This window comes from Gaetbulibacter sp. PBL-D1 (assembly GCF_050509525.1).
Lineage (GTDB): Bacteria > Bacteroidota > Bacteroidia > Flavobacteriales > Flavobacteriaceae > Gaetbulibacter_B > Gaetbulibacter_B jejuensis.
Map to the genome: position 1 here is coordinate 171,041 of NZ_JBNWKB010000006.1, position 23,850 is coordinate 194,890.

Genomic DNA, 23,850 nt, shown 5'->3' on the forward strand with positions numbered 1-23,850 from the left:
AAAAGAGAACGCTAAATTAAGACAGAATGCAATATTCAATTTGTACCTTTGTAAAACTTAAAGTAAATACTATGAATTCAGAAATAAGACAATTAGAACCAACCCAACTTTGGAACAAGTTTGCAGACCTAAATGCTGTACCAAGACCATCTAAAAAAGAAGAACGTGTTATCGCGTTTATGAAAGATTTTGGAGAGCAACTTGGTTTAGAAACGATTGTTGATAAGGTAGGTAACGTTATTATAAAAAAGCCTGCAACTGCTGGTATGGAAGACCGCAAAACCATTGTAATGCAGTCGCATTTAGATATGGTTCACCAAAAAAATAACGATACCGTTTTTGATTTTGACACACAAGGAATTGAAATGTTTATTGAAGGTGATTGGGTAAAAGCTAAAGGCACAACGCTTGGTGCTGACAACGGACTTGGAGTAGCCACCATAATGGCAATTTTAGAAAGTAAAGATATTAAGCATCCTGCTATTGAAGCCTTATTTACTATTGATGAAGAAACAGGAATGACAGGAGCAATGGGACTTGAAGGCGGTTTATTGCAAGGAGATATACTTTTAAATTTAGATACCGAAGAAGATGACGAAATTGGAGTAGGTTGCGCTGGTGGTGTTGATGTTACTGCTACAAGAACTTATAAAGAAGAAGAAACTCCTGAGTTTAAAACTGGTTTTAAATTAACTGTAAAAGGTTTACAAGGTGGACACTCTGGGATGCAAATCCATGAAGGTTTAGGTAATGCCAATAAAATAATGAACCGCTTATTGTTTGACGGATTTGAAAACTTTGGCTTGAGAATTAGTGAAATTGATGGCGGAAGTTTACGTAATGCAATCCCTCGTGAAAGTGTAGCTACTGTTGTTGTAGATGCGATACACGAAGAAGCGTTTGTTGCCGAAACAGAAGCATTGGCTCAAGAAATAAAAGCAGAGTATAAAACAATGGAACCAGATTTAACAGTTGTGGTTTCTAAAATTGAAACACCAAAATCTATTATGGATTTAGGTGTGCAAGAAGGATTAACAAGAGCTATTTATGCTGCGTTAAATGGTGTGTATCGTATGAGTGCTGATATTCCTGATTTGGTAGAGACTTCAAATAATATTGCACGTGTAATTGTGAAAGATGGGAATATTAAAATAGGTTGTTTAACCCGTTCTTCAGTAGAAAGTTCTAAATGGGATTTAGCCAATACATTAAGAGCAACATTCGAGTTAACAGGTTGTGAAGTTGAGTTTAGTGGCGATTATCCTGGTTGGCAGCCTAATATGGACTCTGAAATATTAAAAGTAATGGTCCCATTATATAAAACACTTAATAATGGAGAGGAACCTCATGTTGCTGCTTGTCATGCAGGATTGGAATGTGGTATTTTAGGACAAAACTATCCTGAAATGGATATGATAAGTTTTGGACCCAATATTAAAGGCGCACATTCACCTGATGAGCGTGCTCAAATTTCTTCGGCTCAAAAATACTGGAACTTTGTACTAGAAATCTTAAAACAGATTCCGAAAAAGTAAATTGAACATCATAAAAAAAATCCATTTTCATATGAAAATGGATTTTTTTTATTCTTAATGTTTAGAAATCTATTCTATTCCTGTCATTTCAGCAATAAACGATAGGTTTGATTTTGCAGGAATTGGTCCGTAATCACGTTCGCCATAGGCTAAGTGATAAGGAATGTACATATATACTTTATCACCAACACGCATATCAGCAAGGGCTTCTTTCATACCTGCAATAAGTTGAGCATCTGGACTAATTTTCATTGGGAAAGGCTTGTACATGTTAGCTTCTTTTCTACGCTCGTCCAACATACCATGACGCTCAGCAACAGCTTCAACATTACTGTCAAATAAACGTCCATCTTCATAATAACCTTCGTAGTTTACGTAGGCTCTTTTACCTTGCGCAGGCTTTTCTCCATCACCTTTGTTAATGTAATATACTCTTAAACCTGAAGCTGTTTCGGTAGCTTTAGTTAGGTATTCGTCTAATTGTATTTTTATTTCAGCACCAGCTTCAGCATTTTTAGCTTCTCTAGCTTTCTTTTCTTCTTCAGCTCTTATACGAGCTTGTTCTTTCATGTTTTCTAAATCTTCTTTTACCTTAGGCATTTGCTCTTCAAAAACCTTAGCAGCGTTGAAAGATTTTGCAGCAGATCCTTTTCTGATAATGTTTACTTTGTAGATGTATACATTTTCAAGAGGCTTGTTACCACGTCCAACTTTTACGTTAGAGATTGAATCTTGTACTTCAATACCTTTTACCAATTGTCCAAAAACCGAATGACAGCTTACACCACGTTGGTCGCAAGGTTTGAAGTCTCCATTAGCATCAAAAGCATCTAAGCTTGGGTATGGTACTTCGGTAATAAAAAACTGACTTCCGTTGGTGTCAATTCCTCCACCATTTGCCATTGATAATACACCAGCTTTATCATGTTTTAAGCTTGGGTCAAAATCGGCAACAAATCTGTAACCAGGATCACCAGATCCAGTAGCAGTATGGTCTCCACCTTGAATCATGAATTTATCCATAACTCTATGAAAAGTCAAACTATCGTAAAATGGTTTTCCTTTAAATTGCTCGCTAACTAAAGGGTGAGTACCTTCGGCTAAAGCCACAAAATTGGCAACAGTAACTGGTACTTTTTCAAAGAATAACTTAGCAACCATAGTATCTTTAGAAGTCACTATTTCAGCATAAAGACCATCTTCTAAATCTGGATAAAGGTCTTCTTTGCATGAGGTTGCAGTTACTAGTATAAATAAAATAAATAACTGTAGGGCTTTACTAATCAGTTTCATAAAATTTTAATTAATTGTTTTGTTTTTTTGTTATTGTATTTACGGTTACCTTACACATTAAAGGTGTGTTAACACCTATTTTATTGGTATCGCCATAATAGCCATAGGCTTTTTGTGAAGGAAATAAGAATGTTACTGTTTCTCCTGGTTTCATAAGTTTTAAACCTTCTCTAAGGCCTGTAAACAATTCTTCTTTGTCCATAGCATAATCTTGAGGTGCTATGTCTTCTTCAGAATAGATTTGCGAACCATTCAAGTCTTTAACATCGTAATCAAAATTTACAATGTCACCAAACTGTGGTGTAATGGTATCTTGTTCAATTTTTGTATTGTAATAGTACCAAAAACCACTTTCGGAAGCTATGTAATCTATTTCAGGATTATCTTTAATAATACCTTCAATAAACTGTTGCTCTTTTTTATTTAGTTTAATATTTCGTTCTACTGAAGCATTAATAAATGAACCAGATTTAACGGTCTTAGGAAGTCTAGCTTCAGGTGATTTACAGCTAAAAGCCATAAAACTTATTAGTAATATAATGATGCTTTTATTCATGATTTAGGACCTCTTTATAGCTTGGTAATATACTAATAAATTTTTCAATAGTTTCTTTTAAGCCCAAATCACTTTTTCCACCAGCAGCATTTGTGTGTCCACCACCATTAAAATGTGCTCTTGAAAATTCGTTTACTGAAAATGCTCCTTTACTTCTTAGCGACACTTTTACAATGTTTTCTTGTTCGTTTTCTATAAAAATAACAGCAAATACAATGCCTTCTAGCGAGAGACCGTAATTAACAAAACCTTCGGTGTCACCTTTTTTAAAGTTGAATGTGTTAAGTTCTTGTTGCGATAAACTTATATAAGCAGTTCTATACTCTGGCAATACTTTTAGATTGCTGAGTGCACAACCTAATAATTGTAATCTGCTATAAGTATTGGTGTCGTAAATGTTATTGTGTATTTGAGCGTTATTTGCTCCTTTTTCAATTAAATTGGCAATGACTTTGTGAGTTGTACTCGTGGTTGAAGGAAACCTAAACGAACCAGTGTCAGTCATAATTCCTGTATATAAACAGGTTGAAATGTCTTGGTCTATACTATCTTCATCACCTAAATTACAAATGAAATTATACACCATTTCACAGGTTGATGACATGCTAACATCAGAATACATATACAAAGCATAATCATCAGGTTGCTGATGGTGGTCAATCATTATCTTAATGCCTTTAGCAGATTGGATAGGAGTTTCCATGTCTCCAATTCGGTTCAACGCATTAAAATCTAAAGTGAAAATAATATCTGCTTTATTAATTACTGTGTCACAATCTTCCTGTTGCAATTCGTATTTTAAAATTGAGGCTTCACTAGGCATCCACTTTAAAAAATCTGGATAATCATTAGGTGCAATTACTGTAACTTCATGATTGTACTTTTTAAGATAATGGTATAAGCCTAAGCTTGAACCTATAGCATCTCCATCAGGATTTTTATGAGGTACAATTACAATGTTTTTTTTGGAACTTAAAAGTTGTTTTATGCTGCTGTAATCTTCATTTGTCATATCTGGCGAAGATACAATTTTTTAATATTGCTTTATATTGTTTTTGTTAAGAAATACATTACTTTTGCAACCAAATTAAAATAAACAAATGGCAACAAATAGAACATTTACAATGCTTAAGCCAGATGCTGTTGAAAAAGGACACATTGGCGCAATATTAGAAAAAATAACTGCTTCAGGATTTAGAATTGTAGCAATGAAATTAACTCACATGACTACTGCTGATGCAAAAGCTTTTTATGCTATTCACAGTGAAAGACCATTTTTTGGTGAGTTGGTTGAGTATATGACTCGTGGACCAATTGTAGCAGCTATCTTAGAAAAAGATAATGCTGTTGAAGATTTTAGAACTTTAATTGGAGCTACTAATCCTGCTGAGGCTGCTGAAGGTACAATACGTAAAATGTATGCTGCTTCTATTGGTGAAAACGCTGTACACGGAAGTGATAGCGATGAGAACGCAGCTATTGAAGGTGCTTTCCATTTTTCAGGAAGAGAAATGTTTTAATAACATATAATTCATAAAAAAAAAGCAGCTCATTGAGCTGCTTTTTTTATTTATCGAAGGACTAGTTTTTTGATAACGTCTTTACCTAAACTTTCATTGAGCATAGCAATAATTTTTTCTTTGCCATAACTTAACTCTTCTCGTAAAACACTACTGCTTAATTGTACATAAAGTGTGTCTTGTTTTAAAACAATATTGGTAGTGTAGTTGTTTACACCATTTCCCATCATGTTTTCCCAAGCATTGCGTACGTTTACCTTATCCAAACCTTGTTGCAAGTTGTTGGTGTCCACAAATTCTTTTAGAAGGTCACTAATAGGTGAATGTTCGTTGTTGCGTTTGGACATTATTCTTCAAGATTTATAGGTTCGTAACGTTTATAAAGATACATATCTTTATTGGTATTAAGAATTAAAAGTTCATCTTTTGTAGCGTTTAAAACCGTTTCTTTCCAGCTGTGAAAAGGTGTTTTGTAATAGAGGTTTAAACTATCGTTTTCTAAGACAATCTTAAGTTGTTCAGCATCATTGGACGTTTCAAAAGTTCCTGAGAAATTAGGTTTCAACTTTTTTCTAAAACCTGTTAAGCTGTCAGTAATTTCAATATAATCTATAGTGCTGTTAAAATTGTAGTCGCGTTTTGAACCATCTTTTAAAGTTACTTCGTCAATTTCCCAATAACCTTCAATATGTTCTACAAATATCTCAGGATTGTTAGAGCAATTAAAAAATCCCATAAACACTAAACTAACGCAAAAGGCTCTTATCATAATTCAAATATTTTATACGATTGATGAATTTGTTTCACAACATTTTCGGTGCGTTCAGCATGCGTGTCGCTTATAAAGAGTTGACCAAAATGCTCATCGTCAACAAGACCAACTATTTGTGCTACGCGTTGTTCGTCTAGTTTATCAAAAATGTCATCTAAAAGCAAAATAGGAGCAACACCACTTTCTTGTTTTAAGAAATCAAACTGAGCCAGTTTTAATGCAATTAAAAACGATTTTTGCTGTCCTTGGCTTCCAAATTTTTTGATAGGATATTGCTCAATTTCAAAAATGAGATCGTCTTTATGAGTGCCTACACTTGTATATTGTAAAGCTTTGTCTTTATTGAGGTTTTTGCTAAGGAGTTCGCTTAGTTGTGCTTCAAACAAATCGCTTTTATAACTAAGATTTACAACTTCATTATTATTACTAATAGCATTGTAACGCGATTTAAAAATAGGAATAAAGGCTTTTAAAAAAGCATCTCTAGTTTTAAAAATTGAGGTTCCGTAAGTATTTAACTGGTCGTTGTAAACCTCTAGTGTTTGCGCATTAAATGTATTGTTGAGTGCAAAATATTTTAATAACGCATTGCGTTGTGAGAGTACTTTGTTATAGTTAATTAAATCGCTTAAATACTGTTTGTTGCTTTGTGAAATAACGTTGTCTATAAATTTTCGACGTGTATCGCTACCTTCAATAATTAGGTCTCTATCAGCAGGCGAAATAATTACCAAAGGAATAAACCCAATATGGTCGCTAAATTTATCGTACACTTTTCCATTGCGCTTAATCATCTTTTTTTGACCACGTTTTAGCGACACGATAATCTTTTCGGTTTTATCATCTTTGTCAAACACACCATCCACAACAAAAAAATCAGCATCGTGTTTTATGTTTTGTGTAGCTACAGGATTAAAATAACTTTTTCCAAAAGCTAAATGATAAATAGCATCTAAAACATTAGTCTTCCCAACTCCGTTTGAACCTACAAAGCAGTTTATCTTAGTGTCAAAAGCAAAGGATTGGCTTTCAAAATTCTTGTAATTAAGTAGGGAAAGGGAATTTAAAATCATAAAACAAACAATATATTGATGTTTTTGGTTAACAATTATGGAAAAGGATGTGCAAATTATTGAAAAATAACAAATAATTTACCTTTTATTTACCAATAAAAATTTTATTTTTGCGGCGCATAAATAGAGAATATATGGCAACTTATAAGAAAAGAGGATATAAACCAAAGACTAAAGAAGAAAAAGTTGAAGCTATTGAAGAACACTCAACAACGGCTGAAGTTTTTAACACTTTAGATGAAACAGCTTCTAAGACTGAAGAATGGGCTGTTAAAAATCAAAACTATATTTATATTATTGTTGGTGTAGCTGTTGCAGTTATACTAGGATACTTAGGTTACAATAAATTTGTTGCTGAACCAAAAGCTGGAGAAGCTATGAATGAAATGTATAAAGCACAACAATATTTTGACCAAGCGGTTAATGGTGTTGAAAAAGATTCTTTGTATACATTAGCTTTAAATGGAGGTGAAGGTAAATATGGTATGGTTGATATTGCTGATAAATACAGTGGTACTCCAGCAGGTAATTTAGCCAACTATTATGCAGGTATGGCTTACTTAAACCTAAATAAATATTCTGAAGCAATTTCTTACTTAAACAATTTTTCAAGTGATGATATCATGTTAGCACCACTTGCAAAAGGAGGAATTGGTGATGCTTTTGTGCAATTGAATCAGCCAAAAGACGCTATGGATTACTACGAGCAAGCTATTGCAATTTCTAATAATGAGTTTACAACACCATTATATTTATACAAAGCTGGTACATTAGCATTGTCTCAAGGTGAAAACCAAAAAGCATTAAACTATTTTACAAGAATAAAAGAAGAATTTTCTGCTTCAAATGAAGCTTCTAATATAGATGTACTTATAGGAAAAGCAGAAGCAAGTTTATAATACATATGGCAACTGCAAATTTATCCGAATACGATAAAAACACAATCCCAAACGCGAAAGACTTTCGGTTTGGGATTGTTGTTTCTGAATGGAACGATACCATTACAAATGGCCTTTTTAAAGGTGCTTACGATACATTAATTGAACATGGTGCTTTACCTGAAAACATTGTGCATTGGCAAGTTCCTGGTAGCTACGAGCTAATTTATGGAAGTAAAAAAATGCAAGAGCAAATGGTAAATGCTGTTATTGCTATTGGTAGCGTTATACAAGGCGAAACCAAGCATTTTGATTTTGTTTGTGATGCTGTTTCTCAAGGTATCAAAGACCTTAACGTGATGCGTGAAACACCAGTTATATTTTGTGTGTTAACCGACAATAATATGCAACAAGCAATTGATAGGTCTGGAGGTAAACATGGTAACAAAGGTGTTGAAGCTGCTGTTGCTGCAATAAAAATGGCAGAGCTTAGACGAAAAGCTTAAAAACACTATTCTTCATTTTAAAACTGTTAACAATTTTTAGCAGTTGAAAGGCTTATTTTCCTAGCTTTTTAAGTACATTTGAAGTGTAACAACGATTATACTTTATAGTGGAGTTTTTTAAGCAACGTAAAAATAAACGTTTCAGTTATACACCTAAACATCTTAGAGACCAAGATGATACTACCAAGAAAAGTGTTGAAGCACAATGGGAAGAGGTAAGAGCTGCTAACAAACGTAAGAAAAGTATTTTTACTACTTTACCCTTTTTGGTCTTGTTTTTGATTGGTGTATTAGTAATACTTTACATATTAAGTCGTTACGAATAATAAAGCGTTACATCATGTTTAAATTACGAAGAAATAAAAAGTTTGAATACACTCCAAGATACTATAAAGGCGAGGGAAGTCCTTATGAAATTAAGCATAAATTTGACGAACACAGGCAAACTGTAGGAAGCAATAAAGGATTAAAAACCAAGTTTGTTAATGCCATTGACGATTATAAGCATAATGAAGATACGGCTGGAGCCAACAGACGTGTATTGATTATTATAGGTGTATTGATTTTGGTTTTTTTGATTTTTATTGATTTTGACCTGTCAATATTCTTTTCAAAACGCTAATGGCAGACATTATTCAACTATTACCAGACCATGTTGCTAACCAAATTGCAGCAGGCGAAGTCGTGCAAAGACCTGCTTCAGTGGTTAAGGAGCTTCTCGAAAATGCAATAGATGCTGAGTCTACTGAAATAAAACTTATTATAAAAGATTCAGGTAAAACACTTATTCAGGTTATTGATAATGGTAAAGGCATGAGTGTTACTGATGCACGTTTAAGCTTTGAGCGTCATGCAACATCCAAAATTCGTTCTGCTGAAGATTTATTCAATTTACATACAAAAGGGTTTAGAGGCGAAGCATTAGCTAGTATTGCTGCTATTGCTCATGTTGAACTTAAAACCAAACAAGAGCAAGACGAACTAGGAACCCAAATTGAGATTGAAGGTAGCGACCTTAAAGCTCAAAATGTTGTGGTAACTCCTAAAGGAACGTCTTTAGCTGTAAAACATTTATTTTTTAATATTCCTGCTCGACGTAATTTTTTAAAATCCAATGCAGTAGAGTTACGACATATTATCGATGAATTTCATCGTGTCGCATTAGCTCATCCAAGTATTGTATTTGCAATGTATCATAATGGCAGCGAAATTTTTAATCTACCAAGTAGTAATTACAGACAACGTGTAGTTAATATTTTTGGTGGTAAAACCAACGAGAAGTTAGTTCCTGTTGAAGAAACTACCGAAGTGCTAAAAATTTCAGGGTTTGTAGGAAAACCTGAGTTTGCTAAAAAGACAAAGAACGAGCAGTTCTTTTTTGTAAATAATCGTTTTATCAAAAGTCCTTACCTTAATCATGCTATCAATTCAGCATTTGAAGGTTTGGTAAAAGATGGAGCGCATCCAAGCTATTTTTTAAATCTTACTGTAGACCCAAAAACTATTGATATCAATATTCATCCAACAAAAACCGAAATTAAGTTTGATGATGAACATACTTTGTATGCTATTTTAAGATCAGCAGTAAAACATAGTCTAGGGCAATTTAACATTGCACCAGTTTTAGATTTTGATAGTGATCCTAACCTAAACACGCCTTACGATTATAAAGATAAGAGTGTTGCTACACCACCAACAATAGAAGTTGATAGAGATTTCAATCCTTTTAAGGAAAAAGTATCTCATGGAGGAGGAAGCAGTAAACCTGCAGTTGCCTTTAAGAAACAAAATACATCTAGTTGGGACAGTTTGTATGTAGGATTAGAATCAAAAAGTACACAGCAAGACCATAATTTTAGTGAAGTAGAGTTTGAAAGCGATTCAAAAAATGAAACCTTGTTTGATGATTCGCAAACCGAAACTACACAAGCTACTTATCAGCTTCACAACAAATACATTGTGAGTACTATAAAATCTGGTATGTTGATGATAGATCAGCATAGAGCGCATCAACGTGTGTTGTACGAAAATTTATTGAAGAATATGACTGTGAAAGAAGCTGTTAGTCAGCAGTTGTTATTTCCGTTGCAGTTGCATTTTTCCTCAACAGAATTGCCAATACTTATTCAGTTAAAAGAAGACTTAGAAAGTACAGGTTTTGCGTTTTCTAGCGTTAAAGACCATACTATAGAGATTACAGGTGTTCCTTTAGGTGTTCCTGAGAGTGAAGTGTCTATTATTTTAGAACAACTGATAAGTGATGTTGAGCAAGAAGTGCCAGACAGTAATTTTAGTGCTACAGATTTGTTAGCAAAATCTATGGCAAAAAGTTTAGCTATAAAAACAGGTCAATCGCTTAATAAACAAGAACAAGAGCATTTGGTAAACTCACTGTTCGCTTGTAAGGAACCTACAGTTTCGCCAACAAATAAAACGACTTTTATAACTATGAGTGTTGATGATATCGACAAAAAATTTATGTAAGCTATGATGAGAATTACAGAAACGGTTAAGCACCTTATTATTATAAACGTTTTAATGTTTATTGGTACAGTAGCTATAGGTAATGGCGAATTGTTCTATAAATGGTTCGCGTTATATTTCCCTGAAAATGAGTTGTTCCAACCATGGCAAATTGTTACACATATGTTTATGCATGGAGGAGGGAATACCGCAAATTTCAGCATAACACATATTTTATTTAATATGTTTGCGTTATGGATGTTTGGTAGTGCTGTTGAACAGCAATTAGGAAGCAAAAAGTTCTTATTTATTTACTTTTCTGCAGGTTTAGGTGCTGTTCTCTTTCAGTTAGGATATTATTATTTCAATTATATTCCATTACATTCAGAACTTATAGCGTCAGGGCTTACAGGAGAAGAAATCGTGCAAATGATGAAAACAAACAAGACTTTAGATACAATTAACCAAGTTCAATTTGAAAAACTAAAGGAATTGTTTCCAGTATATAATGCTTCAATGGTAGGAGCATCTGGTTGTATTATGGGTGTTTTGGCTGCTTTTGGGATGATGAATCCTGAAGCCAAATTGATGCTCATATTTTTACCTATTCCTATAAAGGCAAAATACTTTATACCTGGAATTATTATTTTAGATATTATTTCTGCAGTAACTGGTCAATCTTTCTTTAGTCCAAGTAATACAGCATATATGGCTCACGTTGGAGGCGCATTAACAGGCTTTATAATTATGTGGTATTGGAAAAAGAATCAGTTTAATAAAAATAGATGGGATTAAATGACAACGCTTACACAAGACATACAAGACAAGCTAAAACGTCTTAATGCCTTTGAAAAGATTATAGGTGTTAATGTTGTTATATATATAATTGGGTTTATACTTACTAAGGTTAAAAACACAACCAATGTGTTGCATTGGTTTGAATTACCTGTGAGTCTTAACGAGTTTATATATCAACCTTGGTCTATTTTCACCTATGGGTTTGTGCATTATGGCTTTTGGCATATTGCTCTAAATATGCTTATCCTGTATTTTATTTCTAATATGCTGGTTAATCTTTTTAGTGTTAAACTATCTTTGAATATTTACTTTTTAGGAATTTTATTTGGCGGACTTGCATTTGTATTGGTTCATACACTTTTTTCTGGAAGCTTGGTTAACTATACATTACCATTGGTAGGAGCATCAGCAGGAGTAAGGGCTTTAATTATTTTTTTAAGCGCTTACATGCCTAATAAAGAAGCACGATTGGTAACTATAAACATTAAGCTTTGGTATATAGGTGTAGCAATGGTAATTATTGATATTCTTGGATTGTTTACCATAAACCAAGGCGGTTATGTAGCGCATTTAGGAGGAAGTTTGTTAGGATATTTATATGCACAACAATTAACTAAAGGAAATGATATAGGTAAAGGCTTTGAGCGTATAATGGATAGTATAGCTAGTATGTTTAAACGAAAGTCGCCTTTAAAAACAGTTCATAAGAGCAAGAAAAAACCGTTTGCAGGCCATAATAAAGACGACTTTAATGAGTTTACTAAACAAAAACGAATTGACCTCATTCTAGATAAAATCAGTAAGAGCGGTTATGAAAGTTTAACTAAAGAAGAAAAAGCGTTTTTATTTAAATCAGGTAAGGATTAAAAGTCTATGAAGCGACTAAAATTGGTAGATAAATTGGTGTTCTTCGTTAACTCCATTGTAGCGACAATGTTGCTGCTGTCTTATATTTTACCTTATGTGTCGCCTAAAAACTTTGCTTTATTATCAGTTTTAAGTCTTGCAGTTCCTTTTTTAATACTACTCAATATTCTATTTTTTGTGTATTGGCTTTTAAAAGTGAAAAAGCAGCTTTTACTATCACTTATTATATTGTTTATTGGGTATAACTATCTGTTTTCATTGTATAAATTTTCATCATCCAAGAATATTGAAGATCCAAATAATATTTCAGTGATGAATTATAATGTGAGATTGTTTAATGTATTTGAATGGATTCCTGATGAAACCGTTAAAACTCAAATAGTCGATTTTATTTCTGAAAAGCAACCTGATATTTTAAGCATGCAAGAGTACAGACCTGATGAAGCTATTAGCTTAAAAGGATACTATAAGTACGAAGAGCTTTCAGGTAAAAAGGTGAAAAACGGTCAAGCAATATTTTCTAAATTTCCTATAGTAAATTCGGGTTCTATAGAGTTTCCAAACACTAGTAATAATGCCATTTTTGTTGATATAGTAAAGGCTAAGGACACGATAAGAATTTATAATGTGCACCTACAATCGCTTGGTATTGATCCAACGGTTGAAAAATTAGCAAATGAGTCTTCTGAAAACTTATTTAAGCGTGTGAGTAAAACGTTTAAAATGCAGGAGAGTCAAACCGAGTTGTTTTTACAGCATAAAGCAAAATGTAAGTATAAAATGGTTATTTGTGGAGACTTTAATAATACTGCCTATTCCTATGTGTATAAAGAGATAAAAGGCGATTTGCAAGATGCTTTTGTTGAAGGAGGTAATGGCTTTGGACGTACGTTTAACTTTAAGTTTTTTCCTGTTAGAATTGACTTTATTTTAGCTGATGATGCTTTTGAAGTAAACGGTTTTAAAACCTTTGATGTTGAATTGTCTGACCACTATCCTATACTTGCTAAATTAAAATTAGCGAAGTAGTTTATGGTGTTTGAAGCTGTTGAGACTCTAAATAACTCATAGCATTTGTTCCTTCATTAAATAACAAATCCAATATGCTCAAATTAGGAATGTACCCATGTTTGTCATCAAAGACTTGTGTGTAGGAGTCAAAATTATGAGGTTGTTCTTTTCTGCTGTTTGCTAAAAATCTATAATCGGTTTTGTGGTTTGGTTCTATTTCAAAATGCTCAGTAGTAGAAAACTCAAAAGGTAATTGAAGGCAATCAAAAACAACTTCTAAACATTTCAAATTAAAGTCTAAAAGAAATGTCTCGCTACCTGTAAACAAGGGTTGAAATTCGTCTTCATAAAACTCAAAAAAAGGAGACGTTCTGTAAGCCGATTCTAATGATTTCCTATGTAAATCCTGCCATCTACTATCGTTAGCAATTTTTACATCCTTATAAAGTTGACGATTTTTTTGTGTATGCTTTATAGGAATGTTTAAAAGCAGCTTTCCATTAGCAGCATAAATGTATGCACGATTTCTGTAGGTTTGTTTTTGGTAATTATCACAAACCTCAAACGTCAAATCATCAGCTTTAGCAATAGCAACAAAGTGAGCTATACTAGGGAAATATGTAGGATGGAGTAGTACGTTCATTTGTTTATGCGTTTATTTGATAATTTCTCAACACATTTAATTTATTAGTAAAATGGTAGCCGAAATAAACAAACAACAAATTAACTATTTGCTTTCTTACGTTTACGCCATTTATTAAACCCAAACCAACCTAAAAGTAATACCAAAAATGGGATAAGGTATGACGTTGGTTTTCCACTACCACCTACAGTTGTAAAGAAACGCTCCCAACGTGGTTTTCCGTTTTCCCAACTCATCCAGATAAAAACTGGTTTTCCAACTACGTGGTCAAACGGAACAAATCCCCAAACTCTTGAGTCTTGTGAGTTATGGCGATTGTCTCCCATCATCCAATAGTAATCTTGAGCAAACGTGTAGGATGTTGTTGGTTGGTCGTCAATTATAATTTGATTTCCGTTTACTGAAAGTTTATGACCTTCATAAGCAGTGATAATGCGTTTGTAAAGCGGTAAATTTTCTAAAGTTAACTCTATTGTTTTTCCTTTTTCAGGAATATATAATGACCCGAAATAATCATTATTCCAGTTGTAATTCACATTACTAGGAAAAATACTAGCATCTCTAACACCATCTTCATTTTTTAATGGTACAACACTAGCAACTTCAGGATGATTCTTTAAACGTGCTACAGCTTCGTCAGTTGCTGCAGGAATTAAATATGAACCTTCAGTAGTTCCATAACCTAAACCATCAGTTATATCATATCTTGATAATAAATTCATTATATCATTAGGATGTAGGTTGCGCTTAAAGGTGATATCATATGAAAACTGAAGTTTAGCTCTATCTGGTAAATCATTAGGCTTACCGTTAATGTATACATACCCATCTTTTAAAGACAGCGAATCACCAGGAATACCAACACAGCGTTTTACATAGTTTGTTCTTTTGTCAATTGGCTTATAGTAGAATTTGTCAGTATGGCGCATGTTCTTCATAGTGTCCACAGGCCAGTTGAAAACCACTATGTCATTTCTTTTTATTTTTTGAAAACCAGGAAGTCTAAAGTATGGTAATTCAAATTTTGGAATGTACGATTTTACTTTTGCTACTGGTATTGTATCGTGTACCATTGGTGTAGCTAAGGTGGTCATTGGTGTACGAGCACCATAATGTACTTTACTTACAAAAAGAAAATCACCTACTAAAAGTGTTTTTTCTAAAGACGATGTCGGAATTGTAAAAGGTTGGATAAAATAAGTGTGAACAATAGTTGCCGCAACTATGGCAAATAAAATCGAGTTTACCCAATCTCCTAAACCGGTTTTAGGGTGTAAGTCTCTGTTTTCAATATATTTTACATCTGCTACATAATTGAGATAGAAATTATAAAATCCAAGTAAAACAACAGCTAATAAGGTATCAGTTGCTGAGTTTTTGCCAAAACTTCTTGCTGTTTCAACCCACACTACAGGAAGCATTATAAGATTAACAATAGGAACAAAAAGTAAAATGGTCCACCACCAAGGACGATTAATGATTTTCATTAATACTACAGCATTGTAAAATGGTATAAAGGCTTCCCAAGCTTTTCTGCCTGCTTTAATATAAAGTTTCCATGTGCCTAGACCATGTATTATTTGAATAGCAAATAAAAAAATTAACCACTGTGTACTCGTCATTTTATGTTTTTTTTATGAGTTGAAAAGTATTTAAAAACGTTACAAACCTTTGTGCAATTAACCAATGTTTAACACATCGTTCATTGAAAATACACCTTTTTTCCCAATAATCCATTCGGCTGCAACAACAGCACCTAAAGCAAACCCATCTCTATTGTGGGCAGTATGCTTTATTTGAATAGTATCTACATTGGATTGATAAGTGATTTCATGTGTGCCAGGGACGTTTTCAATACGTTTTGCGTCTATTTTTATGTCTTTTGGATTTGGGTTATCTAATGTCCAACTGTCGTAATTGGAATTTTTAATAATGTCTTCAGCTAGTGTAATTGCAGTTCCACTTGGTGCATCGAGTTTTTGAGTATGATGAATTTCTTCCATCGCAACATTGTATTGAGGTTGCCCATTCATAAGTTTTGCCAATACTTTATTAACTTCAAAAAAGATATTTACACCTAAGCTAAAATTTGAGGCATAAATAAAAGCTCCATTTTGCGCTTTGCATAAATTAACCGCTTTGTCATAATCTTTTAACCAACCAGTTGTACCAGATATAACTGGAACATTATTGAGTAAGCAGTTTGAAATATTATTGTAAGCTGCTTCAGGAATACTAAAATCTATTGCAACATCAGCATCAGTAATGGTGTATGCTGTGTCTAATTTAGCTTTTATAACAATGGTATGGCCTCTTTCTTCAGCAATTCTTTCAATGGTTTTTCCCATTTTTCCATATCCTAATAAAGCTATCTTCATAATTTAAGTATCGTTTGTGTATTGCTAAGCTAAAATTTGAAATTTACTGTCACACCCAAATCAGAAGTATTTTCAAGCTCATTATATTTAAAATGAGGCTTTAGAGCTAAATTTTCGTCGACGTTGTATTGGAGTAGGTGCGCGTCAACATTAGCATCAATAATATTTAAAGCATAAATACCAATGGTTACTAATAATGAAATTTCTTTATTTCGTCTTAGCGATTCTTGTGCTCTAATAAGTCCATCGTTAGAAACTCTTGGAGAGGCTAGAGGAGTTGTGCCATCGGCTTGGGTTCCCCAAAATTCATCGTTTGAGTAGCCTGCTAATCGGCTTTTGTATGCATCTCTATAACGATGATACTCTCTATTGTTGTGGTCGTAAATTAAAATTCCGGTTGTAATGGCACCAACAACAATAGGGATTTTCCAATATTTTTTATTGTAAGCTTGACCTAAACCAGGTAACACTGCAGAATAAAATGCAGCTTTTGAAGGTGCAAGAATGTTTATAGGCTCACGAGTTATGGTGTCGCTCACTACCATAAGGTCAGTATCTACTTTGGTGCTGTCGCTTTCTGTTTGTGAAAAGCAAGTAGAACCTATAAAAAGTAAAAATAGAATACTATAAAATGTCTTATTTGGCACTTTTAACAAGTTTTTGTATACGATTAAAATCTTCTTCAGAATGGAAAGGAATCGTAATACTACCTTTACCATTCTTTGATACCTTAACGTTTATTTTATGGCCAAAGTATTCTGAAAACTCTTTTATGCCTTTTTTAATATATTTTGGAAGTTCTTGCTTTTCTGGGACAGTTACAGTATTGCTAGAATGATAGTTTTTTACCAGTTTTTCAGTTTCTCGTACCGAAAGTTTATTGGTAATTATTTTTTCATAAATAGTTAACTGTGTATTTTGATCTTCAATGTTAATAATTGCTCTACCATGACCCATTGATATAAATCCATCTCGCATTCCTGTTTGGATGATTGGATCTAGTTTGAGCAAACGTAAATAGTTGGCTATTGTAGAACGCTTTTTACCAACACGATCGCTCATTTGTTCTTGCGTTAAATTGATTTCGTCAATTAAACGTTGGTAAGATAGCGCAATCTCTATTGGGTCTAAATCTTGACGTTGAATGTTTTCAACAAGAGCCATTTCTAACGACTCTTGGTCATTAGCTATTCTAATATAAGCAGGAATAGTTTCAAGACCTATTAATTTTGAAGCTCTAAACCTACGTTCTCCAGATACCAATTGGTATTTGTTGAATTCTAGTTTTCTTACTGTTATAGGTTGAATAACTCCAAGCTCTTTAATTGAAGATGCTAGTTCACGTAAGGCTTCTTCATTAAAGTTTGTACGAGGCTGAAAAGGGTTAATCTCAATAGCTTCAATATCTAAATCAACAATATTACCAATTACCTTATCTGCATTTTTGTCCTGAACTGAATTGATATCATTAGAAGGGTCTTTAAGCAGCGCTGAAAGTCCTCTACCTAATGCTTGTTTTTTTGTTGCCTTCGCCATTAGCCATTCTTTTTAATAATTTCCTTTGCCAAACTTAAGTAATTTGTAGCACCTTTACTACTTACATCGTAGTTAATAATGCTTTCACCATAGCTAGGAGCTTCACCTAATCTTACATTACGCTGAATAATGGTTTCAAAAACCATATCACTAAAATGCTTTTGAACTTCTTCTACAACTTGATTTGAAAGTCGTAAACGTTGGTCGTACATGGTTAAAAGCATACCTTCAATATCCAAGTTTTGATTATGGATTTTTTGAACACTTTTTACGGTGTTTAGTAGTTTACCTAAACCTTCCAAAGCAAAATATTCACATTGAATTGGAATAATCACAGAGTCTGAAGCCGTTAAAGCGTTTAATGTTAACAAACCTAACGATGGTGCACAGTCAATTAAAATATAATCGTAAGATGATTTTAGGTGAGAAATCGCTTTTTTAAGCATGTACTCACGTTCATCTTTATCTACTAGTTCAATTTCAATAGCCACTAGGTCAATATGAGCTGGTATGATATCTACATTTGGAGAATCAGTAGGCATTATACATTCTTCAGCTGAAGTAGTATGCTCTAATAATTGATAGGTTCCTATTTCAATAGTTTCTACATCAATACCTAGACCAGAAGTAGCGTTGGCTTGAGGGTCAGCATCAATGAGCAATACTTTTTTTTCTAAAACGCCTAAAGACGCGGCTAAGTTAACAGAAGTAGTTGTTTTACCTACTCCTCCCTTTTGATTGGCAATTGCAATGATTTTACCCATTAATATGATTTGGTTTTTTGTCCCGTAAAAATACAATTATTTACGAGTTTATAAAATGGAAGTTGTTAACAGTTCGTGAATATTTATGTAATGCACTTAACCGCTATTTAATCAATCAAAATCTCCAAAATCTTTATAGCAGCATCACTAATTTTTGTTCCAGGTCCAAAAACAGCCACAGCTCCTGCATCAAATAAATATTGATAGTCTTGTTTTGGTATCACACCTCCAACAATTACCATAATATCATCACGACCATAACTTTTAAGTGCTTCAATAACCTGTGGTACTAGGGTTTTATGTCCAGCAGCTAAACTAGATACGCCTAAAATATGTACATCATTTTCTACAGCTTGTTTAGCGGCTTCTTGTGGTGTTTGAAACAGTGGACCAATATCTACATCAAAACCAACATCAGCATAACCTGTAGCTACAACTTTTGCACCACGATCATGACCATCTTGTCCCATTTTTGCTATCATAATACGAGGACGTCGTCCATCTTGTTCAGCAAATTTATCAGCTAATTCTTTAGCTTTTTTAAAGGATTCGTCGTCTTTTATTTCTTTACTATACACACCACTAAATGATTTAATTTGCGCTTTATAGCGACCAAAAGCAGCTTCTAAAGCATCACTTATTTCTCCTAAAGTTGCTCGTTCTCGAGCTGCTTCTACAGCTAAAGCTAATAAATTTTCTTGTCCTGTTTTAGCAACTTCAGTTAATTTTGATAATGCTGCTTGTACTTTTTCGTTGTTTCTTTCTGCTTTAATGGCCTTTAAGCGTTCTATTTGGGAGTTGCGTACAATTTGGTTGTCAACTTCAAGTGTAGCGATTGGATCTTCTTCTTGTAATCTATATTTGTTTACACCAACTATAATGTCTTGACCAGAATCAATTCGAGCTTGCTTTCGTGCAGCAGCTTCTTCAATTCTAATTTTAGGAATACCAGCTTCAATAGCTTTTGTCATTCCACCTAATGCTTCAACTTCTTCAATCAGTTCCCATGCCTTTTGAGCAATGTCATGTGTTAGTTTTTCTACATAATAGCTTCCTGCCCAAGGGTCAACGGTTTTTGTAATATGGGTTTCTTCTTGTAAAAATATTTGTGTGTTACGCGCAATTCTAGCCGAAAAATCTGTTGGTAATGCAATAGCTTCATCCAAAGCATTGGTATGTAAACTTTGTGTGCCGCCAAAAGCCGCAGCAGCAGCTTCAATAGTTGTTCGTGCTACATTATTAAATGGATCTTGCTCTGTTAAACTCCAGCCACTGGTTTGACAATGGGTTCGCAATGCTAACGATTTTGAATTTTTAGGATTGAATTGTTTTACCAATTTTGCCCAAAGCATTCTTGCAGCACGCATTTTGGCAATTTCCATAAAGTGGTTCATTCCAATGGCCCAGAAGAACGATAAACGTGGCGCAAAGGTGTCAATATCCATTCCTGCATCAAGCCCTTTTCTAATGTATTCTAATCCATCAGCTAAAGTGTAAGCCAATTCAATATCACAAGTAGCACCAGCTTCTTGCATGTGGTATCCGGAAATACTAATACTATTGAATTTAGGCATGTTTTTACTGGTATATTCAAAAATATCTGAAATGATTTTCATGGATGGTGTAGGAGGATAGATGTAAGTGTTTCTTACCATAAACTCCTTTAAAATGTCGTTTTGAATAGTACCAGCTAACTGTTCAGGTTTTACACCTTGTTCTTCGGCAGCAACAATGTAAAATGCCATAATTGGTAGTACAGCACCATTCATGGTCATAGATACACTCATCTTGTCTAGCGGAATTTGATCGAAGAGAATTTTCATGTCCTCAACACTATCAATAGCAACTCCTGCTTTTCCAACATCTCCAACAACACGTTCATGGTCACTATCATAACCACGATGTGTAGCCAAATCAAAAGCTACAGACAATCCTTTTTGACCTGCAGCAAGATTACGTCTGTAAAAAGCGTTACTTTCTTCTGCTGTAGAAAATCCTGCATATTGACGAATAGTCCATGGTCTACGAACATACATTGTGCTGTATGGACCACGAAGGTTTGGAGCTATTCCAGCTACAAAATTTAGATGTTCAATATCTTTAAGGTCATCTTTAGAGTAGGTTGATTGAACATTTATGTCTTCTGCAGTCATAAAAAGCCCTCTCTGTCCTTCGGACATCTCTCCCAAAGGGAGCGAATTTTGGTTTTTTGCTCTTGATTCTTGCTTCTTTATGGTAATATGTTGAATGTTTTTTCTAGACATTATAAAATCATTTTTTGAAGAAATGGGTCAAAATAGACGTCAAAAGGTGTGGTTAGATTAATGAAGACCGTTTTGTGATTAGACGAAATAATATAAGTTGTACTAAAGGTTGAGGTTTGTTTAGCTTCATTATCAATTCTGTGTACAACTTTGAAAATTTGCGGACCATTACTCGCATTATACTTGGCTGTGATTTTAGTGAATTTTAAATCGGTGTTTTCAGCTACTCTTTCATTACCAAGACGTATCATTCCTAATAAATATTGAGCGTCTCTTTTGTAAAGTGGCATATAAGGCATTGTGTTTATACTATAGGTAGAACGCGTGGTTTCATCAAAATATAAATACAAATTACCTTCCAGTTCTCTCATGGACTTTAGCCTTTTAGACTCGTACTCATAGTCTTTTTTTGTGGCTAAAGAATCTAGTAATTGTTGATATTCTACTGATGAGTAACGTTTAAAAACATCAGGTAGATATATTTTTATGCCATCGTCTTCAAGCATGTGGTATTTACCAAAAATTTCGTCTTCAGCATTTAATTCTATCCAGCTTTTGACGTCATTGGCAACATTAAGACACGATTGAAATGTTACTACAACAAGTAATAATACTGTTATTTTAATGGTTGTGACCTTCATGCGAATCTTTTGACTCAATTTCTTTTTTTACAGGTTTCTTATTGAAGTCTATGTTTGCTTCTGGTTGTTTGTTAAAGTCTACACCAAATAGTTTAGCATAGTATAAATCTAATGCTACAAAAAGAGCTAAATACTTGTCTTTTGTTATGCTTATGGTGTTTCGTCTTAATTCTTCGCTATACATTCTGTAGCTCATACTATTAGTGTCAACTAAAGCATTGAAAGTAATTTTTAAATCACCCTCTTGCATATTAGAAGCAATACAAGCGACTAAAGGGTTAGCGTAGTTTAAAGTATAATCACCCTCTTTAGTATTCCATAAATCGGATTTAGATTTTAAAGCTTCAAACAGTTCTTTTGTGTGTTTTGATGTGATAGCTATATAATTAACTTTATTAACTCTTACATCGCTTAAAAACCTAACATAAGACCTATTTGGACTTTGGGTTTTTGGATCGTAAGCGTTTATTAAATCTTTTTCAAAAGACATTAATGCTTCGTTAAGTAGAAGAGAGTCTTTGCTTTTGCAGTCTTTTAATTCGTTATTGTTAGCATATTTGTAATCTACTTCAGGCGTTTTTGGTTCTTGCTTACAGTTCCACAATACTAAACTTGCAATAAGGCATGTAAAAATTAATTTAAACTTCATGATGTTGTGTTTATTCATTATTAATTCGTTCTTGTTCTATTGACTCAGCTAATCTGCTTTCAATTATTGGAGCAATAAGTGTTTTTACAGGATTGTGTTTTACAAAAGGGTATAGCTCAAGCTCGTGCTTCATTTTATCGTTAGGGTTTGGATGCTTGTTTGTTCCTAATAAAATGAGTTTGTTAGCATTAAAATCTTCTTGTTCTTTAGTAGCACTTTCTTTTATTTTACGTTGAATAGTACCTTCTTTAAGTTGGTTTAAAAACCCACCATTACTTTCTAGATCTTTAAATAATGCTAAGGCTTTTTCTGAAATTTGCTCAGTTAACGTTTCTACATAATAATTACCATCGGCAGGATTATTGACTTTGTCAAAGTAGCTTTCGTGCTTTAAAACTAATAACTGATTTCTAGAGATTCGCTCTCCAAATTCGTTGTCTTTATGATAAATAGCATCATAAGGTAAATTGCATACCGAATTTGCGCCACCAAGAATTGCACTCATACACTCTGTTGTAGTACGTAGCATATTGGTGTTGTAATCATAAAGCGTTTTATTGCGCTTTGTAGGTGTAGCAAAAATGTGACACTGTGGATTAAAATTGAAAGCTTCGGCAAGTGTTGAAAACAATAACCTTAAAGCACGAAGTTTAGCAATCTCAAAGAAATAATTTGTGCCTACTGAAACATTAAAAACAACATTGAATTCTTTTTTAGCTTCAGTTGAAAGTAGTGCGTCAAGATGATTGAAATATTCATTAACATGTGCTAGCGCATATGCTAATTGTTGCACAATAGTTGCTCCAGAATTTTGATATAAAGCAACATCAACACTTAAAGAATTGGTACTTTTTACAATACTTTCAAAAATAGAATGATCGGTTTTTAAGTCTTTAAACCAATTGCCAGCTCTTGCTAATTGACCAATAATATCTGTTAGGATATAAACCTTGTCTTTTGACGTTTTGTTGAGGATTTCAGTAACGTATTCAGTATCTAAAAACTGTAATTCAAAATAGAGTAGCGTAGTGTTGGTGTCAATTGATTTGAGGAGTTCTTCTAAGTTTATTTTAGTGTTAGGAATAATAAACTTGATGCTTTCGGCTCCTCTAGAAAGTGCATCAATAGCTTTTTCGTTGGATTTCTTAGCATCAGCAACAAAAATAGTTTGGCAAATGTGCCATTGTGTTGCTTTAGCATCTGAAATTTCAGGAAGTGTATCAAACTCATCAGCATGATAAAATGGTCTTACATCAATGCCTTCGTTTGATTTCCATATTAATGTGTCATTATAATCAGCACCTTTAAGGTCAGCTTGAATTTTTTGTTTCCATTGCTTTGATGAAACACCATCAAAGTTGGAAAATAACGGATTATTTTTCATTACTCTGTTTTGCTAAGCTATCTTCATACTCAATGATATAAATCTCTTCATTTTCCTTTTTCATATAGTATTTTTCTCGAGCTAGTTTTTCAATACCTTCTTCGGTTTTTAGCTCTTTAATAGCTTTATTGTCTTTTTCAATTTCCTTTTTATAATACTCTTTTTCGTTTTCTAAATCCTCCATTTCTGAGTTTAATTCATGATGAATTAAAAAGGAGTTAGTGTCAAAAAACAGCATCCATATTGCAAAAGGCACAAGTATGATTACAAAAAGATTTTTGAAAGGTTTTAAATATTTTATGTTTTTCTTTTTTGGCAT

Annotated in this window: 27 protein-coding genes; 10 read left to right on the forward strand and 17 right to left on the reverse strand. The window is 33.5% G+C overall.

What is annotated here, in order from left to right:
* The first annotated feature begins 71 nt into the window (after nt 1-71).
* Nucleotides 72-1,535 (forward strand): aminoacyl-histidine dipeptidase, encoded by a 1,464-nt coding sequence (locus ACQ0RB_RS06975; protein ID WP_430497457.1) that lies wholly within the window; start codon nt 72-74, stop codon nt 1,533-1,535.
* 69 nt (nt 1,536-1,604) lie between these two features.
* Here ACQ0RB_RS06975 and ACQ0RB_RS06980 read toward each other — a convergent pair whose 3' ends face one another.
* Genes ACQ0RB_RS06980 through ACQ0RB_RS06990 form a run of 3 tightly spaced genes read right to left on the reverse strand, consistent with a single transcriptional unit; the run spans nt 1,605 to nt 4,396 of the window.
* Complete coding sequence (locus ACQ0RB_RS06980) at nt 1,605-2,828, reverse strand: peptidylprolyl isomerase (RefSeq protein WP_131507699.1); 1,224 nt, start codon at nt 2,826-2,828, stop codon at nt 1,605-1,607.
* Nucleotides 2,829-2,838: 10 nt separating this feature from the next.
* Nucleotides 2,839-3,384, reverse strand: a complete 546-nt coding sequence (gene gldI, locus ACQ0RB_RS06985; protein ID WP_131507697.1) for a gliding motility-associated peptidyl-prolyl isomerase GldI — start codon at nt 3,382-3,384, stop codon at nt 2,839-2,841.
* Nucleotides 3,377-4,396 carry a DHH family phosphoesterase gene (locus tag ACQ0RB_RS06990; protein WP_430497459.1) on the reverse strand — a complete coding sequence of 340 codons (1,020 nt, stop codon included), beginning with the start codon at nt 4,394-4,396 and terminating at the stop codon, nt 3,377-3,379. Before ACQ0RB_RS06990 ends, gldI begins: the two co-directional genes overlap by 8 nt.
* An 88-nt stretch (nt 4,397-4,484) precedes the next feature.
* Here ACQ0RB_RS06990 and ACQ0RB_RS06995 point away from each other — a divergent pair, with 88 nt between their 5' ends.
* Nucleotides 4,485-4,904, forward strand: a complete 420-nt coding sequence (locus ACQ0RB_RS06995; protein ID WP_129760457.1) for a nucleoside-diphosphate kinase — start codon at nt 4,485-4,487, stop codon at nt 4,902-4,904.
* Nucleotides 4,905-4,954: 50 nt separating this feature from the next.
* On the opposite strand, the gene ACQ0RB_RS07000 is transcribed toward ACQ0RB_RS06995, so the two are convergent.
* From ACQ0RB_RS07000 to recF, 3 genes are read right to left on the reverse strand one after another with little or no spacing between them, the layout of a single operon-like run.
* Entirely contained in the window at nt 4,955-5,251 is a 297-nt protein-coding gene (locus ACQ0RB_RS07000) for a DUF721 domain-containing protein (RefSeq protein WP_129760459.1), read from the reverse strand.
* Nucleotides 5,251-5,673 carry a hypothetical protein gene (locus ACQ0RB_RS07005; protein WP_430497462.1) on the reverse strand — a complete coding sequence of 141 codons (423 nt, stop codon included), beginning with the start codon at nt 5,671-5,673 and terminating at the stop codon, nt 5,251-5,253. Before ACQ0RB_RS07005 ends, ACQ0RB_RS07000 begins: the two co-directional genes overlap by 1 nt.
* Nucleotides 5,670-6,749 (reverse strand): DNA replication/repair protein RecF, encoded by a 1,080-nt coding sequence (gene recF, locus ACQ0RB_RS07010; protein ID WP_134200410.1) that lies wholly within the window; start codon nt 6,747-6,749, stop codon nt 5,670-5,672. Before recF ends, ACQ0RB_RS07005 begins: the two co-directional genes overlap by 4 nt.
* A gap of 134 nt (nt 6,750-6,883) precedes the next feature.
* Between recF and ACQ0RB_RS07015 the strand changes: the two genes are divergently transcribed.
* The 8 genes from ACQ0RB_RS07015 (at nt 6,884) to ACQ0RB_RS07050 (ending at nt 13,290) form a co-directional block, all read left to right on the forward strand.
* On the forward strand, nt 6,884-7,648 hold the full coding sequence (locus ACQ0RB_RS07015; RefSeq protein WP_129760464.1) for a tetratricopeptide repeat protein: 765 nt from the start codon (nt 6,884-6,886) through the stop codon (nt 7,646-7,648).
* Nucleotides 7,649-7,653: 5 nt separating this feature from the next.
* On the forward strand, nt 7,654-8,133 hold the full coding sequence (gene ribH, locus ACQ0RB_RS07020) for a 6,7-dimethyl-8-ribityllumazine synthase (protein ID WP_129760466.1): 480 nt from the start codon (nt 7,654-7,656) through the stop codon (nt 8,131-8,133).
* Between the two features lie 107 nt (nt 8,134-8,240).
* Nucleotides 8,241-8,459, forward strand: coding sequence for a hypothetical protein (locus ACQ0RB_RS07025; protein ID WP_129760468.1), 219 nt, complete (start codon nt 8,241-8,243; stop codon nt 8,457-8,459).
* A 14-nt stretch (nt 8,460-8,473) separates the two neighbouring features.
* A complete protein-coding gene (locus ACQ0RB_RS07030; RefSeq protein WP_129760470.1) occupies nt 8,474-8,755 on the forward strand; it encodes a riboflavin synthase subunit beta in 282 nt (93 codons plus the stop codon).
* A complete protein-coding gene (mutL, locus tag ACQ0RB_RS07035; protein ID WP_430497465.1) occupies nt 8,755-10,617 on the forward strand; it encodes a DNA mismatch repair endonuclease MutL in 1,863 nt (620 codons plus the stop codon). The genes ACQ0RB_RS07030 and mutL overlap by 1 nt, the downstream gene beginning before the upstream one ends.
* A 3-nt stretch (nt 10,618-10,620) precedes the next feature.
* Nucleotides 10,621-11,391 (forward strand): rhomboid family intramembrane serine protease, encoded by a 771-nt coding sequence (locus ACQ0RB_RS07040; protein WP_430497467.1) that lies wholly within the window; start codon nt 10,621-10,623, stop codon nt 11,389-11,391.
* Complete coding sequence (locus ACQ0RB_RS07045) at nt 11,392-12,261, forward strand: rhomboid family intramembrane serine protease (protein ID WP_430497469.1); 870 nt, start codon at nt 11,392-11,394, stop codon at nt 12,259-12,261.
* 6 nt (nt 12,262-12,267) lie between these two features.
* Nucleotides 12,268-13,290 carry an endonuclease/exonuclease/phosphatase family protein gene (locus tag ACQ0RB_RS07050; RefSeq protein WP_430497471.1) on the forward strand — a complete coding sequence of 341 codons (1,023 nt, stop codon included), beginning with the start codon at nt 12,268-12,270 and terminating at the stop codon, nt 13,288-13,290.
* Between the two features lies 1 nt (nt 13,291).
* Here the strand turns inward: ACQ0RB_RS07050 and ACQ0RB_RS07055 are convergent, their stop codons facing one another.
* The 11 genes from ACQ0RB_RS07055 to ACQ0RB_RS07105 form a co-directional block, all read right to left on the reverse strand.
* The gene (locus tag ACQ0RB_RS07055; protein ID WP_430497473.1) at nt 13,292-13,915 is read right to left on the reverse strand and encodes a WbqC family protein; all 624 of its coding nucleotides are present in this window, start codon (nt 13,913-13,915) and stop codon (nt 13,292-13,294) included.
* 80 nt (nt 13,916-13,995) lie between these two features.
* Nucleotides 13,996-15,537, reverse strand: coding sequence for a signal peptidase I (gene lepB / locus ACQ0RB_RS07060; RefSeq protein ID WP_430497475.1), 1,542 nt, complete (start codon nt 15,535-15,537; stop codon nt 13,996-13,998).
* A gap of 57 nt (nt 15,538-15,594) precedes the next feature.
* Nucleotides 15,595-16,293, reverse strand: a complete 699-nt coding sequence (dapB, locus tag ACQ0RB_RS07065) for a 4-hydroxy-tetrahydrodipicolinate reductase (RefSeq protein WP_430497477.1) — start codon at nt 16,291-16,293, stop codon at nt 15,595-15,597.
* A gap of 29 nt (nt 16,294-16,322) precedes the next feature.
* Nucleotides 16,323-16,940, reverse strand: coding sequence for a DUF5683 domain-containing protein (locus tag ACQ0RB_RS07070; RefSeq protein WP_430497479.1), 618 nt, complete (start codon nt 16,938-16,940; stop codon nt 16,323-16,325).
* Nucleotides 16,930-17,829 carry a ParB/RepB/Spo0J family partition protein gene (locus ACQ0RB_RS07075; RefSeq protein WP_129760487.1) on the reverse strand — a complete coding sequence of 300 codons (900 nt, stop codon included), beginning with the start codon at nt 17,827-17,829 and terminating at the stop codon, nt 16,930-16,932. Before ACQ0RB_RS07075 ends, ACQ0RB_RS07070 begins: the two co-directional genes overlap by 11 nt.
* Nucleotides 17,829-18,593 carry a ParA family protein gene (locus tag ACQ0RB_RS07080; protein WP_335974788.1) on the reverse strand — a complete coding sequence of 255 codons (765 nt, stop codon included), beginning with the start codon at nt 18,591-18,593 and terminating at the stop codon, nt 17,829-17,831. The genes ACQ0RB_RS07075 and ACQ0RB_RS07080 overlap by 1 nt, the downstream gene beginning before the upstream one ends.
* 107 nt (nt 18,594-18,700) lie before the next feature.
* Nucleotides 18,701-20,857: a methylmalonyl-CoA mutase gene (gene scpA, locus ACQ0RB_RS07085; RefSeq protein ID WP_430497482.1), complete on the reverse strand. Its 2,157-nt coding sequence runs from the start codon at nt 20,855-20,857 to the stop codon at nt 18,701-18,703.
* On the reverse strand, nt 20,857-21,498 hold the full coding sequence (locus ACQ0RB_RS07090) for a hypothetical protein (RefSeq protein WP_131507665.1): 642 nt from the start codon (nt 21,496-21,498) through the stop codon (nt 20,857-20,859). Before ACQ0RB_RS07090 ends, scpA begins: the two co-directional genes overlap by 1 nt.
* Nucleotides 21,479-22,147 carry a hypothetical protein gene (locus ACQ0RB_RS07095; RefSeq protein ID WP_430497484.1) on the reverse strand — a complete coding sequence of 223 codons (669 nt, stop codon included), beginning with the start codon at nt 22,145-22,147 and terminating at the stop codon, nt 21,479-21,481. Before ACQ0RB_RS07095 ends, ACQ0RB_RS07090 begins: the two co-directional genes overlap by 20 nt.
* A 10-nt stretch (nt 22,148-22,157) precedes the next feature.
* Nucleotides 22,158-23,531 (reverse strand): methylmalonyl-CoA mutase subunit beta, encoded by a 1,374-nt coding sequence (locus tag ACQ0RB_RS07100; RefSeq protein WP_430497486.1) that lies wholly within the window; start codon nt 23,529-23,531, stop codon nt 22,158-22,160.
* The gene (locus ACQ0RB_RS07105; RefSeq protein WP_129760500.1) at nt 23,521-23,850 is read right to left on the reverse strand and encodes an FtsB family cell division protein; all 330 of its coding nucleotides are present in this window, start codon (nt 23,848-23,850) and stop codon (nt 23,521-23,523) included. Before ACQ0RB_RS07105 ends, ACQ0RB_RS07100 begins: the two co-directional genes overlap by 11 nt.

Coding starts and splice junctions, on each gene's coding strand:
- ACQ0RB_RS07040 (WP_430497467.1), top strand. CDS start 10,621: ATGATGAGAATTACAGAAACGGTTAAGCACCTTATTATTATAAACGTT.
- ACQ0RB_RS07075 (WP_129760487.1), bottom strand. CDS start 17,829: ATGGCGAAGGCAACAAAAAAACAAGCATTAGGTAGAGGACTTTCAGCG.
- ACQ0RB_RS07000 (WP_129760459.1), bottom strand. CDS start 5,251: ATGTCCAAACGCAACAACGAACATTCACCTATTAGTGACCTTCTAAAA.
- ACQ0RB_RS07030 (WP_129760470.1), top strand. CDS start 8,474: ATGTTTAAATTACGAAGAAATAAAAAGTTTGAATACACTCCAAGATAC.
- ACQ0RB_RS07105 (WP_129760500.1), bottom strand. CDS start 23,850: ATGCCAAAAAAGAAAAACATAAAATATTTAAAACCTTTCAAAAATCTT.
- ACQ0RB_RS07090 (WP_131507665.1), bottom strand. CDS start 21,498: ATGAAGGTCACAACCATTAAAATAACAGTATTATTACTTGTTGTAGTA.
- ACQ0RB_RS07095 (WP_430497484.1), bottom strand. CDS start 22,147: ATGAAGTTTAAATTAATTTTTACATGCCTTATTGCAAGTTTAGTATTG.
- ACQ0RB_RS06980 (WP_131507699.1), bottom strand. CDS start 2,828: ATGAAACTGATTAGTAAAGCCCTACAGTTATTTATTTTATTTATACTA.
- ribH (WP_129760466.1), top strand. CDS start 7,654: ATGGCAACTGCAAATTTATCCGAATACGATAAAAACACAATCCCAAAC.
- ACQ0RB_RS07100 (WP_430497486.1), bottom strand. CDS start 23,531: ATGAAAAATAATCCGTTATTTTCCAACTTTGATGGTGTTTCATCAAAG.
- ACQ0RB_RS07055 (WP_430497473.1), bottom strand. CDS start 13,915: ATGAACGTACTACTCCATCCTACATATTTCCCTAGTATAGCTCACTTT.
- ACQ0RB_RS07015 (WP_129760464.1), top strand. CDS start 6,884: ATGGCAACTTATAAGAAAAGAGGATATAAACCAAAGACTAAAGAAGAA.
- recF (WP_134200410.1), bottom strand. CDS start 6,749: ATGATTTTAAATTCCCTTTCCCTACTTAATTACAAGAATTTTGAAAGC.
- ACQ0RB_RS07050 (WP_430497471.1), top strand. CDS start 12,268: ATGAAGCGACTAAAATTGGTAGATAAATTGGTGTTCTTCGTTAACTCC.
- ACQ0RB_RS07080 (WP_335974788.1), bottom strand. CDS start 18,593: ATGGGTAAAATCATTGCAATTGCCAATCAAAAGGGAGGAGTAGGTAAA.
- gldI (WP_131507697.1), bottom strand. CDS start 3,384: ATGAATAAAAGCATCATTATATTACTAATAAGTTTTATGGCTTTTAGC.
- ACQ0RB_RS06975 (WP_430497457.1), top strand. CDS start 72: ATGAATTCAGAAATAAGACAATTAGAACCAACCCAACTTTGGAACAAG.
- mutL (WP_430497465.1), top strand. CDS start 8,755: ATGGCAGACATTATTCAACTATTACCAGACCATGTTGCTAACCAAATT.
- lepB (WP_430497475.1), bottom strand. CDS start 15,537: ATGACGAGTACACAGTGGTTAATTTTTTTATTTGCTATTCAAATAATA.
- scpA (WP_430497482.1), bottom strand. CDS start 20,857: ATGTCTAGAAAAAACATTCAACATATTACCATAAAGAAGCAAGAATCA.
- dapB (WP_430497477.1), bottom strand. CDS start 16,293: ATGAAGATAGCTTTATTAGGATATGGAAAAATGGGAAAAACCATTGAA.
- ACQ0RB_RS06995 (WP_129760457.1), top strand. CDS start 4,485: ATGGCAACAAATAGAACATTTACAATGCTTAAGCCAGATGCTGTTGAA.
- ACQ0RB_RS07005 (WP_430497462.1), bottom strand. CDS start 5,673: ATGATAAGAGCCTTTTGCGTTAGTTTAGTGTTTATGGGATTTTTTAAT.
- ACQ0RB_RS06990 (WP_430497459.1), bottom strand. CDS start 4,396: ATGACAAATGAAGATTACAGCAGCATAAAACAACTTTTAAGTTCCAAA.
- ACQ0RB_RS07045 (WP_430497469.1), top strand. CDS start 11,392: ATGACAACGCTTACACAAGACATACAAGACAAGCTAAAACGTCTTAAT.